Here is a 13295-nt window from a genome sequence, read left to right as displayed (position 1 = left end):
TTTTGAATTGTTTCAATTTTTGCAAAATGAGAAAAGGGGTATGGTTTGGGAGATGATTATGAAACCGTTATAATAAAGGTAACAAGTTCTAGGGAGGCATTGAGATGATACTTAGAAACCGATATATCGTGGGCTGTTATGACTCTGTTGAAAAAGTGGTGGCTATCATCAGACAGTTGAAGGAAAAAGGTTGCACCAACGAAGATATCACTTTGATAACCCATGAAAATTTCCAGCCGACATATGCGAAAAGTACAGAAGCAGAAGTGACAACTGAAGAAAAATTGTGGCAAGAGGTTAAAGACTCGATAGCAATTGAGAACCGACCAATGCCTGATTATCGAACGGACGACGACCCGCTTTACGGCTACCAAGAGGATCTTGAAGAGGGTTGCGTGCTCGTTTTGGTAAAGGGAACCAAGCAAGGCTTGTTGAACGAAAAGTATGAAGAAGAAAGCCAGTATATGGATAAGCCGGTCGATAACCAGGCAATGCTGGATGCGACTGATGCGATGCGTTCGAATGTTATTACAAGTACGGGAGAGGGCGTCGTTGATAGTGGTTTAGCAAATGAAGATGTTGATGAATCGCTTTTGCATGACAACGATCCACATACCGGAAGACACTAATATTTAAAGAAGGGTTAGGACAATGCCGTCCTGACCTTTTTCATTTGGTATAATGGTAGAAAAACAAATAAGAGGTGTAGGATGCGGAGAAATAAGAAAAACCCTTGGCTAATGAATATTATCTGGTTGGCGGGATTGATAGTCGTTATATTTGGTCATGACTATCTCGATAAAAATGTTTTGTGGCGACTAACGACGCCGGATGATAGAGTTTTGTATGCATGGCTGCAATTCGCGTTACCATTTTTAACAGGATTATATCTATCATTGGTTTTTGTCTGGAGTAATTTTAAAATGAAGGATGCTTCGTTATTTTTTATTGTAGCATTACCGACATTGATTATTGCGGTACTGCATCCAGTTATGACGACGTTTAGTTTACCCTTACCAGAACAGCTTTATTGGTTTGTGGATGCTCTGAATAAGGGGCAATACTTGCCTTTGGTGGCAGGAATCACTTTAATACCAAGCCGATCATAAAAAAGAAGCAACCCGGCTGGGTTGCTTCTTTCTAAGGAGTTGTTCTTTACTTGGAGGAGCAAAGAATTAAAAGATTGTTTGTGATTGGCTTACTGTTATATTAGCGCTTAATTATGAAGAAAGTATGAAATCTTCACGACAAAATTTTGAAAAGTGATATACTAAATTTATCATCACGAGTGGAGGTAACACTTTATGAAAATTGCATTGATTGCACATGACCGTAAAAAAGATTTAATGATTCGTCTATGTACAGCTTATCAACCGGTTTTAGAGAAGCATGAATTGTTTGCTACTGGAACAACGGGGTTAAGAATAACGGAAGCAACAGGCTTGAACGTTCACCGTTTCAAATCCGGCCCCCTTGGTGGTGACCAACAGATTGGTGCCCTTATTTCCGAAAATGAAATGGATCTCGTGATTTTCTTGCGTGACCCCTTGGCTTCCATGCCGCATGAGCCAGACGTTACTGCATTAATCCGTTTAAGCGACGTTTATGAGATTCCCTTGGCTACAAACATTGGAACGGCAGAAGTACTGTTGAGAGGATTGGATGCTGGTTTTATCGATTGGCGTCAATTCTACAACTCAGACGAAAGAGACAGCCTAGAACCCGGTTTCTAGCCCCCTAAAGAATCACCTTTGAATCGCTTGATTTAGAGGTGTTCTTTTTTTGCTTACTTTTTGTGTATTTACTCACAAATACGTATGTGATAAATTAGGTACAACATTTAGTGGTTAAAGTATGTAAAAACACTATATATAGTATCATCAGGAGGGTTAAACAGTGTCTCAAATAGTCTCTAGTCAAGAAAATATTGCGTTACACGTTCTTAAAACGGATGGACGCATTGTATCATTCAAGTCGGATAAAATTGTCGCAGCTATCGAAAAAGCGAATCAAATGAATGGGAAAGGCAACAGCGAAGCGAAGCATCAGATGGATGCAGTCGTTGCAGAAATCGAAACGACTATCTTATCCAGATCAGGCCATCATATTTCGACCGAAGATATTCACGAATTGGTTGAACAAACGCTAACAAAAAATGAATTAAAACAAACTGCAGAAAACTATCGTCATTACCGAGCTCAAAAGAGGAAGCAGAAACAAGCACAACGCAACATCGAGTCGCGCGTTCAACAACTAATCCAGGCAGATGAGACCATTTTAAATGAAAATGCGAACAAGGATAGTCGTGTTTTTAACACCATACGCGATTTGACAGCTGGTGTTACAGCGAAAGCAGTAGGCTTGCGGATGTTACCACCACATGTTGAGAATGCACATTTACGCGGGGATATTCATTACCATGATTTGGATTATCATCCCTACTCCCCCATGACAAATTGCTGCTTGATCGATTTCAGGTATATGTTTGAGAATGGATTTTCAATCGGTAACGCCGAAGTGGAAAAGCCGAAATCCATTCAAACCGCTGCGGCCCAAATGGCGCAAATTATTGCCAATGTTTCCAGCAGCCAATATGGTGGAACGAGCGCAGACCGGATTGACGAATTGTTGAGTCCGTATGCAGAATTGAATGAACAAAAACACATGGCGGACGCAAAAAAATGGGTGCACCCAGAAAAACAAGCAACCTACGCATGGGAAAAAACGAAAAAAGATATTTATGACGCGATGCAAAGTTTAGAATACGAAGTAAATACACTTTATACCTCGAACGGACAAACACCATTTGTAACTTTTGGCTTCGGCTTGGGAATGAATCGTTATGAACGTGAGATTCAAAAAGCCATATTGACGGTTCGTATTCAGGGACTCGGTAAAGAGCGGCGGACGGCCATTTTCCCTAAATTGGTTTTTGGTATTCGTGATGGTGTGAATTTACGCACGACGGATCAAAACTATGATATTAAACAGTTAGCGGTGGAATGCGCGACGAAGCGGATGTATCCGGACATTTTAAATTATGACAAATTGGTCGAATTAACAGGTAGCTACAAAGCGCCAATGGGATGTCGTTCCTTCCTGCAAAGTTGGCAAGATGAACGAGGGAACGAAGTGGCTAGCGGACGCATGAATTTAGGCGTTGTAACAATGAATCTGCCGCGTATTGCCCTGGAATCGAATGGAGATAGAGACCAATTTTGGCAATTGCTGGCAGAACGCATAGAAATTGCGAAGGATGCGCTCGTTTACCGTGTCGAACGCGTGAAGCAGGCGAAGCCGGAAAATGCACCCATTTTATATATGAACGGGGCATGGGGCCACAAACTGGAAGCCGAAGAGGATGTGGATGAACTTTTCAAAAACAAACGCGCGACTATTTCTCTGGGGTATATTGGTTTATACGAAGTGGCAACTGTGTTCTACGGTCCGGATTGGGAAACCAATACCGAAGCCAAAGCATTTACCCTGGATATTTTACATGAATTAAAGCGTAACTGTGATACGTGGGGAAATGACTACGGTTATCATTTCAGTGTGTATGCAACGCCGAGTGAGAGTTTGACGGACCGCTTCTGTAAATTGGATACGAAAAAATTCGGGGAAATCGCAGACATTACCGACAAAGGCTACTATACCAATAGCTTCCACTATGATGTCCGTAAGAAACCAACGCCGTTTGCAAAGCTTGATTTTGAAAAAGAATACCCGGCCTTTTCTTCCGGCGGTTTTATTCACTACTGTGAGTATCCAAATATCCGCCAAAATCCCAAAGCACTGGAAGCAGTATGGGACTATGCTTACGATAAAGTCGGTTATTTGGGAACAAATACGCCAATTGATAAGTGCTTTGAGTGTGACTATGTCGGGGAATTTGATCCTACCGAGCGGGGCTTTGAATGCCCAAAATGCCAAAATAATAATCCAGATACGTGTGATGTAGTGAAACGGACGTGTGGCTATTTGGGTAATCCCCAAAAACGACCAATGGTATACGGCCGCCACAAAGAAATTTCAGCACGCAAGAAGCATATGTAGGAGGGCGAGAACATGCGAAATCCGAAACCGGGTGAATGGACTTCAGAAATATATTCGCGGGGAAAAATCGCCAGTTACAAGCCGTTTAATTTCGTCGATGGCGAGGGTGTGCGAAATAGTCTATATGTGAGTGGTTGTTTATTTGCTTGCGAAGGGTGTTACAACAAAGTAGCGCAGTCATTCAGCTATGGTGAAGCTTACACAGAAGAATTGGAACAACGCATCTTGTCCGATTTGGAACATGATTACGTGCAGGGGCTGACTTTATTGGGCGGTGAACCCTTCTTGAATACCGGGATTTTATTGCCATTGGTCAAGAAGGTGCGTGAACGCTTTGGGGATCGCAAAGATATCTGGAGCTGGACCGGATACACCTGGGAAGAGCTCCAAGCGGAGACGGACGACAAGCAAGAACTGTTAGCAATGATTGATGTACTCGTTGATGGCAGGTTTGAGCTGAGCAAAAAAGATTTGACGCTTCAATTTCGGGGCAGCTCCAATCAACGCATCATCCGAGTGCCTGAAACATTGGCGCGAGGTGAGATTGTGATGTGGGAAGTGTCCAAAGTGCGGCTTTAAGCTCGAAAAAAATTTCTTAACGCCGCATTTTTTGGAAAAGTGCGGCGTTAAGGGCACCACGCAGGTCACGAACGCCGCTTTTTCGGAAAAAAAGCGGCGTTCCGGGCTCGGGATTTTTTTAATCGCCGCACCTGTTGTGATTATACAAATAAAAAGCGCGAACTTCCGGGAAAAATCCCCAAGAAGTTCGCGCTTTTAAATTTTTATAGTCCAATCGGTTGTCCACCGGTAACACCATAAATTTGACCGGTAATATAACTTCCTTCATCAGATGCGAGCAACACATATATTGGCGCCAATTCAACTGGTTGACCAGCACGTTTCAACAGACTCTTCTGACCAAATTCAGGAATGGCACCCTCCAACTGACCATTATCCAATTGTAGCGGCGTCCAAATCGGTCCCGGAGCGACACTGTTCGCCCGAACACCTTTATCCGCAAAATAGGAAGACAACGAAACCGTAAAATTACTGATTGCACCTTTCGTTGCCGCATAATCCATTAACGGATCACTAGGGTCGAAGGATTGAACCGAAGTCGTTGTAATAATCGCACTTCCTGGTTTCAGATGCTCCTCAGCCGCTTTAACCGTTTCAAACATACTGATAATATTTACCTTAAACGTATCATGTACTTGTTTCATCGACAAATCTTTCAAAGAAGGTTGGGCAATTTGTTGGGCAGCATTCAAAACGAGAATATCCAATCCACCAAACGCTTCGACGGTACGCGTCACGATTTCCGTTGCAGCTGAATCTTCACGCAAGTCATACGGAAGCAACAATGCTTTGCGACCTTCTTTTTCAATTAATGCCTTAACTTCTTCAGCGTCCGCTTCTTCCCCAGGGAAAAAGTGAATGGCGACATCGGCACCTTCACGCGCATAGGCAATGGCAGCCGCACGTCCAATCCCTGAGTCACCACCCGTAATCAAAGCACGACGGCCTTCAAGTCGGTTATAACCTTTATATGAATCTTCGCCGCAGTCCGGTTTTGGCTCCATCTTGCTTTGAAGGGCGGGAGTGTTTTGCTCTTGATCAGGGAACTTTTCACTGTAATACATCTTACGCGGATCGTTCAAATTTGCATCAGTCATCAAAAATCATCTCCTTATTTTTCTAATATAAGGATAACAAAACTTACTGACCGAGCGCCATTGAAACGATTAGTCACTACCATGAGCAACGTCTCTGTTATTACTGCCGCGTTAATGTCAAACTGCTATTTGTTGCCACATAAAGAACTTGTCCCGCCTCCAACGTTAGCCTGATGGAAGTATCCATCCAATCGCGCATATCACCCGTCATTTCAAAAACACGGAATGACCCATCTGTCTCCAACACATATACATAGTTTACCCCTGATGTATGATAACCAGCGGGAAGCGAAAACACATATTCACCCGGTTCAATCTGTTCTCCAACATGGAAAACACCATTTACAAACTGATATTGTCCTTCTTCCAATGGCGTCATACCTACAGCTGGCACGCCGGTCATTAACAACCGTGGCTGATAACCGTCATTGGCTTTCAATTGCATCCCTTCATACAAATTCAGTTCCACCGCATTTTTTGAAAAATCAAGAAAATGGCGATACACAACTTCGCCTTCCGCATCCAAAACCGTCAAATAACCGGACTGCATGATTTCGTTTTTGGATACCGTATATCGACCCTCCGACACATCTTTCCCGACGATCAACGGCTCAGTTGATAGTGACCGCGGCTTTTCCTCACCACTGAAATCCAAAGGCTCCTGGAAAAAGAATTCCGGCAATACAGCGCCAAGTATTTCTTTTTCTTCCCCAATAATCTCATGCGACTTTTTATAGGCTGTAACAGCTTCTTCATTCGTTTCGATAACCCGGGCACCATAGCGTTGATTTATTACCCCCGTAAACGAAGAACAGGCAGTGAGAAGGGGAAGGAGACTCAATAACACCAATAGTTTCTTTTGCATCGTCTCACTCCTTGTTCTCTGTCGTGAAATCGTAAATTCGAATATAGTGGTCTGCGGTTCCGAGCGGTCCAATTGTCGCTGTTTCAGCATTTTTGGAACGCAACAGCTGCAAGTAACGAACCGCTTCGGTATCGTCCGCTACCGGAATACAACATAAACCGCTATCTAAGTACAACGTTCCCTCCGGTAGGTCTGTCAGCGACTCATAATCAGTACGCGTCATTTTCCCTTTTACATACGTTTGTTTTGCTTCATGATGGTCGGAAATATAAGTAAAACGACCGTTTTCCAAAAAAAAGACTTTGTCCGCGTATTCGTCCAGGTTATCCAGCAAGTGGGAAGCGACCATGATGATTTTTCCGTCGGCCCGCAATGTTTCCAAAACGCTGGAAACCAAGTTGACATTCTCGGGGTCGAGGCCGTTCATGACCTCATCCATCAACATAATCGGTGTGTTGGCGGCACACATCATCGCGAAACAGAGACGTTGTCGCATTCCCAACGAGTAAGTATGCACTTTGCGGTCCACGTAATGGCCCATATGTAACTGCTCAATGATTGCATCCACACGAGCCGCATCTTTTTGCCAAATTTCAGCGTACAGTTGAATGTGCTCGCGACCGGAAAAGTTTTCGTACAAATCCGCTTGATCCGGAAAGAAGGTTACTTTTTTATGCAAGGCTAAAATATCCTTGCGACTGTTTTTATACACTTTGTCATCAATCACAATCGATCCTTTTTGAATCGGAATATAGCGCATGATGGCATTGAATAAGGTTGTCTTGCCGGTTCCATTGGGTGCCACCAAACCGATAATGGAACCCTTGGAAATTTCGAAACTGATATCATCAAGAATGATCCGTTCACCGTATTGAACGGTTAAATTATTTATGGCTAACGTCATATGTTAACCCTCCTTCTTAAGCCGAGTGTTTGGGTTTGAATCCGGTCAAAGAAGCCGGCGAAAAGGATTTCGACTAGTGCGAAAATCACCGCCATCAAGACAAGTCCTTTCCAGAAATAAACACCTTGTAAGCCCGTAGTCTGCGCCATCTCTCCCATCAAGACCGATTCAATATGGAAATAGAGGCTCGGCTGCCAGGATGAAAAAGGCTTGACCACTTGCCAAAAAACGGGAATGAAATACGTGCTCAACGTGACAATTAGGGTCAAGTAAATGGTGCGGAACACCCAGCTCAATCCGACCGCTACCAACAACAAAAAGTAGCTGAGTAACATCGCAATACTGATTGCCAGTAGAGCATACTGCCATATAGCGATTGGTAGATAACCGTTATTCGCGTAAATAATAACGGGATACCAAAGACTGCCCGGTGACTCTAATAGGAGGCTGATAACGTAACTCATCAAGAGCCCGCCAAGTGAGACCATCCACATCACTAGCCATAACTGCGCACTGCGGATATGCCATTGCTTACGCCAAGGAATTGGAAGGCCATGCGTAATGCTCCAGTTCTTGGTTTGGTCCCGTGTAAACCGGTCACAACCCAAAAGGGCAACGAATAAAAAGAGTACGATGCCGACCATCATATTGACTTCTTTCAGAAAAATATTACTGGCCGAAAAAGCGTTCCATTCAATATCCAACCCATGTTTTTCCATATAGTCGAAAAAGGCCACGTCCTGGTGGATGGCTTTAGCATCCGGCAAATAACTGATTAAAAAATCGTAGTGTTCGAAATCAGTTAAGGTAAGTAAAGCGGCGTTATTCTCTGCAATCTTTGCCCCATTTTCCAGATAGCTATCAAAGACATTCTCGAATCCAGTGATGGTATTGCCGTCGCGCTTGGAAAGGATATAAAGCTGCATGCCATATAAAGATTGTAATTCCGCCAAGGTATCATAAACCTCCTGTCCATCCGGTCCTTCAAAGACACTTTTCGGGATGGAATTGAAGATGTTATGAATGGTTTGATACTGCTCATTCATTTCCTCTTCCGGAAACGATAAATTTTGTTGCTGGTATAGAAGGGAAAAAGAGCCAAAGAAGAGGAAGAACCCCATCAGTAAAATCCGGGTTTTCCAATCCCGCAGCATTTTTTTCCATTCCCATTTTGCTAAATGCATCTTCTTCCCTCCCTTATCCGATGAAGCGTTGACGGTTCCTGACGGATACCATCACTGCCAGAAGTATCTCCACTGTTACTATCGTTATAGCTAATATAAGTAGCCCTTGTTCAACTGCAATGGTTCCTGTATTAAGTAAAAAGTTTTTTTCACCCGAAATGACTTTGCCAAAATCAAAGTAAGTTTGTGGGAATTTACTGATATCAATCCCGAAAATATCGCGTGTGGTCCGATTGAAATAGAGTTTTTCGAATAATAACGTAAAGATTCCCGCTATAAAAACAATTACGCTTTGACGGAACACGAGTGAAAATAACACTGTTAAACGGATAAACAAGTACAAAATCATGAGAAGAAAAGGGAGTGTCTTCAGCAAGAAACCACTGATAGGAATGAGACCGTCCGCTTCCAACATCAAAATTGGATCATCACTGTAAGTGAAGGAAGGGACTTGCCACTGTAAAGAACCAAAGCCGAATAACAGCCCATTTAAAATAAAAAAGATACCCCCAGCCACAAGGAAGAAGATAAGAACAAAACTAAAAATAGCCAAGGATTGCATAAGTAAATATTTTCCCCAGTCAATCGGTATACCAATGCGCTGGGTTCTTTTTTGGATACTTTCGACGAAAACATCTGCACCAATGAACAGCGTTAAGATAACTAAAATGGCTGGGCCCCATTCATGCATGAACAAGTGGATTTGCTGCCAAGCCGTTTTTTCCTGAATGACATGGAAAGATAATTCAGACGTGTCATAACTTCCAACCCTGTTACCATAATTCGTTAAATCATAGCCAAAATCTTTCATGGGAAATAAGGAATTAGTAGCATAACGATCCTGCATATCTTCATAATGGAAATCGGGCAAATAGACATCTGTCAAAACGCGGTAGCGTAAAGCATCCCCATTTTCAATCGCGGCCAAGAGCGCGCGATTATTTTCGTATTTTTGCTTGGCATCAACGTAAGCAGATTTGCCCGTGAACATGTTAACATCAAAGTTCCCATCCTCGATGGCAGACTTCATGATGCCTTCGTTTGAAACGATGCTTTGTTCAAGTTGCTTTAAATCGATGATGTTAAAGCCATCCAGACGGGGTAAGAAGAAAGCACTATATGTCAAAATCGCCACCAAAACCAGCACAATCGTCAATCTGTTTTTGGTGTTGCGAAGTAGATGAAGCCATGTTTCTTTAAAGACGGTAAAAGCCATAAGACAACCCCTTTCTTATAAAATTATCATAATTTTACCATAATAATTTCATTTTTTGATATTATTAGAGGTAGAAAATAGACAATGTGTTGTGGAAGGAACGAACAATGATTACTTACAAAAATAATGATACTATTAGCGTTGAAAAACTCACCTTGCTTTATCATTTTCCGCCAGAAGACTCCCCCTCAAGGAATGAAAAGGGCATCGCCCTGCAATCAGCCGTGCGGAACGTGAGTGATGCCTATGACCGCTTCTTCAAAAAACAGAACGCCGTCCCGCGGTTCAAGAGCAAACGGAATCCGGTCCAGTCCTACACGACCAGACAGACCAACGGCAACATCGCCGTTTTGGCGAACAGGCTGAAGCTGCCCAAGTTGGGGCTGGTCCGGTTCGCCAAGTCCAAAGAAGTCGCCGGCCGGATCTTGAGCGCCACTGTTCGGCGGAACCCGTCGGGCAACTACTACGTTTCCCTTTTGGTCGAGGCGGAGGTTCAGCCCTTGCCGGAAACGGGTTCCGTTTGCGGGGTCGATGTCGGCTTAAAGGCTTTTGCCGTCATTTCCGACGAGACCGTCTACGGAAACCCAAGGGTTTCCCACAAACTGGAGCGGAAACTGGCCAGAGGGCAGAAAACCCTTTCCCGGCGCAGGGAACAGGCCAAAAAGGACGGACGCAAGCTTTCCGAATCGAAAAACTATCAGAAGCAGCGTGTCAAGGTCGCCCGGATCCATGAACGAATCAGTCATGCCAGAGCCGATTACCTGCAAAAGATTTCGACCGAAATCGTCAAAAACCACGACGTCATCGGGATCGAAGACCTGCAGGTGTCCGGCATGCTGAAGAACAAAAGGCTTTCCAAAGGAATAGCAGAAGCATCCTGGGCGCAGTTCCGGACGATGCTGGAATACAAAGCGAAATGGTACGGCAAGCAAGTCGTCGCCGTCGCCCGGAACTTCCCTTCCAGCCAACTCTGTTCGTGCTGCGGCTACCAAAACAAAGACGTGAAGAATCTCCGGGTGCGCGAGTGGGATTGCCCGCAATGCAATGCCCACCATGATCGGGATCTGAACGCAAGCATCAATCTCAAAAACGAAGCCATGAGGCTTCTAACCGCAGGAAGCTGCGGGGATAGCCTATTAAGATAACCGGGGGATACCCCGGTGTTCGTAGGAATCCCCCACCTCTAAGCGATAGCGTAGGTGGGGGTAGTTCAACTATAGAGGAGACATAAAATGAAAGCAGAAGCGCTTTGGCAACAATTTATAACGGAAAAACCCGAATATAAGGACGCACATTATGAAGCTTGGAGTTATGGGGTCGTGCCCGATAAGTTGGCGCAACTAACTTTGGATGGTGTGAAAAAAGCGACCGCATCAGGGTATGATTTGTATGCAGTGGATAATGACCCTTTTCCCAGAGAAGGAGATTTCAGTATCATCCTGAATGGAAGGGATGAAGCGGTTTGTGTCATTCAAACGACCAGGGTAGAGGTGGTTCCATTTAACGAGGTGACCGCGGAATTTGCTTACCGGGAAGGTGAAGGAGACCGTTCGCTGGCGTATTGGCGCGCAGTTCATGAGGAATTCTTTTTACAGGAATTCGCGAAGGCCGGACTGACTTTCACGGAAGAATCATTGGTGTTATGCGAAGATTTTGAGGTTGTTTATAAGGCTGGTATTGATTTGTGTTTGATAAATGTGTTTGTTGAGAAAAAGTTGGGTGATGATACGACAGGGCATGATCTGAACCACATTAAACGCGTCGAGAAGTTGGCGGTGACAATTGCGGAAGAGGAACAAATGTCGGAAGCAGAAATCACTGTAATCCGTGCCGCCGTTTTATTGCACGATGTCATCGACGAAAAGTTGACTGATGATGTAGCAGTTGCGAAGCAAGAAGTGTTGGAAGTGCTCCAACAAAGTGGTGCGTCTGAAGAGGAGATTGCGCTGATTCGGGACACGATTGAGAATATGTCTTATTCGAAGAACTTAAAAGAAAAATACGAATTGACTAAAGTTGGTAAAATCGTACAGGATGCGGATCGTTTGGATGCAATCGGAGCGATTGGAATAGCGCGAACGTTTTATTATGGCGGTTCAAAAGGGCACGCCATGTATGACGACTCCCAACCATTTGATCCCGAAGAGTTGGACGAAGCAGCTTACCGAACATCAACGAATGTAGTCAATCATTTCTACGAAAAATTATTACGCTTGGAAAGCTTAATGAATACCGAAGCGGGAAAAAAACTGGCCAGAGAGAGAACGTTATTCATGGAGGCATTTCTGAAACAACTGGAACTGGAAATCAGAGGTGAGAAATGAATAAAGAAAAATTTTGGATACTAGCGATTAGTTACACGATAATAGTTTTTATTTTAAATGATGTTTTGGAGACCCGCTTGGGAGCAATCCTCATGCAAATAAGTTATTATGCTTTGATTTTCCTTGTGCTGGGTATCTTGCTTAATTATTTCCGCAAATACATGAGACAAATTAAGTTTAATAACAAAAATAAGTTGAAGTAGTGATCCAACGACAGCTAGTCTATATAAATATCAAGGCTTTCGAGAACTTCATTTTCACTGGACAGGAGACTTACTGACGCGTCGTTATTATCGATCCAGTCTATGCGATATGAATCAAACCGGAAATACTTTTCAATTTCCTCATAATCCGCTAGTTCACTACCGGTGTCTCCATAATAAAAGCGCAACAATTTCGGAAATTTACTTCCTTCCGACAATGTTATCTCTTTGACTTCAATCATTTTTGTTTGATCAGGTGAAAGGCTTGTTTCCAATTTGATCGCTTCTAGTTCAACTTGTTCCTGCCTAAAAACTTCGGGTTGGGTACGATCGAAATGAATGACATCGAGACTTTGTTCGTCGCCATCAAGATAGATTGTGGCGGTATCATTGCTTGTCCATTTGACATCAAAATTGTCGCTGTCTAGGACGGCGCCATCATTAAATATACTTCGCTCAATCATTTGATTGTGATAGTTGATTCGTACATTTGAAGGACCAAATAGAAAGGATTGACCTTTTTCAATACTTTCAAAGACTGTTTCCTGGTCCGGGGAATGACTGACCAAGAGTGTTTGTTCTTTGAGATTCATTTGATAATAAAAGTAACCAAATATTAAGAGAATTGGCATAACAATCACTAGAATAAATGAAGATAAGCAACCCCAAATGGTTTTCATTTTTGTTTTTTGAATATTGGCATCTGGGTTCAATTGGTACAATGCCCCTTTCAGTAATCTTTTAATTAACTTTATCAGACTTGCTGAGGGAATGGCCTTACATTTAGGAAAAATTAATTAATAAATAAAAAAGCATCGCCTTTACCAAATCAGTGGTAAAGGCGATGCTTCTCTATCCTAGAGGGTT

General features: G+C 43.3%; 13 protein-coding genes and 1 pseudogene. 8 read left to right on the top strand and 6 right to left on the bottom strand.

What is annotated here, in order from left to right:
* Positions 1-104 precede the first annotated feature (104 nt).
* From ACTU7M_RS02470 to nrdG, 5 genes are all read left to right on the top strand, one after another.
* Positions 105-629 carry a hypothetical protein gene (locus ACTU7M_RS02470; protein ID WP_443472786.1) on the top strand — a complete coding sequence of 175 codons (525 nt, stop codon included), beginning with the start codon at positions 105-107 and terminating at the stop codon, positions 627-629.
* An 81-nt stretch (positions 630-710) separates the two neighbouring features.
* Positions 711-1109 (top strand): hypothetical protein, encoded by a 399-nt coding sequence (locus ACTU7M_RS02465; protein WP_443472785.1) that lies wholly within the window; start codon positions 711-713, stop codon positions 1107-1109.
* A gap of 195 nt (positions 1110-1304) precedes the next feature.
* Positions 1305-1733, top strand: a complete 429-nt coding sequence (gene mgsA, locus ACTU7M_RS02460) for a methylglyoxal synthase (RefSeq protein ID WP_443472784.1) — start codon at positions 1305-1307, stop codon at positions 1731-1733.
* Positions 1734-1896: 163 nt separating this feature from the next.
* Complete coding sequence (gene nrdD / locus ACTU7M_RS02455; RefSeq protein WP_443472783.1) at positions 1897-4056, top strand: anaerobic ribonucleoside-triphosphate reductase; 2160 nt, start codon at positions 1897-1899, stop codon at positions 4054-4056.
* Positions 4057-4068: 12 nt separating this feature from the next.
* Positions 4069-4635 carry an anaerobic ribonucleoside-triphosphate reductase activating protein gene (nrdG, locus tag ACTU7M_RS02450; RefSeq protein ID WP_443472782.1) on the top strand — a complete coding sequence of 189 codons (567 nt, stop codon included), beginning with the start codon at positions 4069-4071 and terminating at the stop codon, positions 4633-4635.
* Between the two features lie 203 nt (positions 4636-4838).
* Here nrdG and ACTU7M_RS02445 read toward each other — a convergent pair whose 3' ends face one another.
* The 5 genes from ACTU7M_RS02445 to ACTU7M_RS02425 all read right to left on the bottom strand — a co-directional run bounded on the left by ACTU7M_RS02445 (position 4839) and on the right by ACTU7M_RS02425 (position 9901).
* Positions 4839-5732 carry an SDR family oxidoreductase gene (locus ACTU7M_RS02445; protein WP_443472781.1) on the bottom strand — a complete coding sequence of 298 codons (894 nt, stop codon included), beginning with the start codon at positions 5730-5732 and terminating at the stop codon, positions 4839-4841.
* A gap of 100 nt (positions 5733-5832) precedes the next feature.
* Positions 5833-6597 carry a hypothetical protein gene (locus ACTU7M_RS02440; protein ID WP_443472780.1) on the bottom strand — a complete coding sequence of 255 codons (765 nt, stop codon included), beginning with the start codon at positions 6595-6597 and terminating at the stop codon, positions 5833-5835.
* A 4-nt stretch (positions 6598-6601) separates the two neighbouring features.
* Entirely contained in the window at positions 6602-7501 is a 900-nt protein-coding gene (locus tag ACTU7M_RS02435; protein ID WP_443472779.1) for an ABC transporter ATP-binding protein, read from the bottom strand.
* Positions 7498-8685 carry a hypothetical protein gene (locus tag ACTU7M_RS02430; RefSeq protein ID WP_443472778.1) on the bottom strand — a complete coding sequence of 396 codons (1188 nt, stop codon included), beginning with the start codon at positions 8683-8685 and terminating at the stop codon, positions 7498-7500. The genes ACTU7M_RS02435 and ACTU7M_RS02430 overlap by 4 nt, the downstream gene beginning before the upstream one ends.
* 13 nt (positions 8686-8698) lie before the next feature.
* On the bottom strand, positions 8699-9901 hold the full coding sequence (locus tag ACTU7M_RS02425) for a hypothetical protein (protein WP_443472777.1): 1203 nt from the start codon (positions 9899-9901) through the stop codon (positions 8699-8701).
* A 107-nt stretch (positions 9902-10008) separates the two neighbouring features.
* Between ACTU7M_RS02425 and tnpB the strand changes: the two genes are divergently transcribed.
* From tnpB to ACTU7M_RS02410, 3 genes and pseudogenes are all read left to right on the top strand, one after another.
* A complete protein-coding gene (gene tnpB, locus ACTU7M_RS02420) occupies positions 10009-11046 on the top strand; it encodes an IS200/IS605 family element RNA-guided endonuclease TnpB (protein ID WP_443472776.1) in 1038 nt (345 codons plus the stop codon).
* Between the two features lie 87 nt (positions 11047-11133).
* Positions 11134-11568 (top strand): annotated as a pseudogene (locus ACTU7M_RS02415) (ASCH domain-containing protein); the annotation flags it as partial.
* A gap of 30 nt (positions 11569-11598) precedes the next feature.
* Positions 11599-12225, top strand: coding sequence for an HD domain-containing protein (locus tag ACTU7M_RS02410; RefSeq protein WP_443472819.1), 627 nt, complete (start codon positions 11599-11601; stop codon positions 12223-12225).
* Positions 12226-12442: 217 nt separating this feature from the next.
* On the opposite strand, the gene ACTU7M_RS02405 is transcribed toward ACTU7M_RS02410, so the two are convergent.
* A complete protein-coding gene (locus ACTU7M_RS02405) occupies positions 12443-13141 on the bottom strand; it encodes a hypothetical protein (protein ID WP_443472775.1) in 699 nt (232 codons plus the stop codon).
* Between the last annotated feature and the right edge of the window lie 154 nt (positions 13142-13295).

Source organism: Jeotgalibaca sp. A122 (assembly GCF_052266715.1).
Classification (GTDB): Bacteria; Bacillota; Bacilli; order Lactobacillales; family Aerococcaceae; genus Jeotgalibaca.
This window is presented reverse-complemented; position numbering and strand designations above follow the sequence as displayed.

Bases quoted from the DNA above. Each gene is read 5' to 3' on its own strand.
- ACTU7M_RS02425 (WP_443472777.1), bottom strand. From the start codon at position 9,901: ATGGCTTTTACCGTCTTTAAAGAAACATGGCTTCATCTACTTCGCAAC.
- ACTU7M_RS02430 (WP_443472778.1), bottom strand. From the start codon at position 8,685: ATGCATTTAGCAAAATGGGAATGGAAAAAAATGCTGCGGGATTGGAAA.
- ACTU7M_RS02445 (WP_443472781.1), bottom strand. From the start codon at position 5,732: ATGACTGATGCAAATTTGAACGATCCGCGTAAGATGTATTACAGTGAA.
- mgsA (WP_443472784.1), top strand. From the start codon at position 1,305: ATGAAAATTGCATTGATTGCACATGACCGTAAAAAAGATTTAATGATT.
- nrdG (WP_443472782.1), top strand. From the start codon at position 4,069: ATGCGAAATCCGAAACCGGGTGAATGGACTTCAGAAATATATTCGCGG.
- ACTU7M_RS02440 (WP_443472780.1), bottom strand. From the start codon at position 6,597: ATGCAAAAGAAACTATTGGTGTTATTGAGTCTCCTTCCCCTTCTCACT.
- ACTU7M_RS02470 (WP_443472786.1), top strand. From the start codon at position 105: ATGATACTTAGAAACCGATATATCGTGGGCTGTTATGACTCTGTTGAA.
- ACTU7M_RS02465 (WP_443472785.1), top strand. From the start codon at position 711: ATGCGGAGAAATAAGAAAAACCCTTGGCTAATGAATATTATCTGGTTG.
- tnpB (WP_443472776.1), top strand. From the start codon at position 10,009: ATGATTACTTACAAAAATAATGATACTATTAGCGTTGAAAAACTCACC.
- ACTU7M_RS02435 (WP_443472779.1), bottom strand. From the start codon at position 7,501: ATGACGTTAGCCATAAATAATTTAACCGTTCAATACGGTGAACGGATC.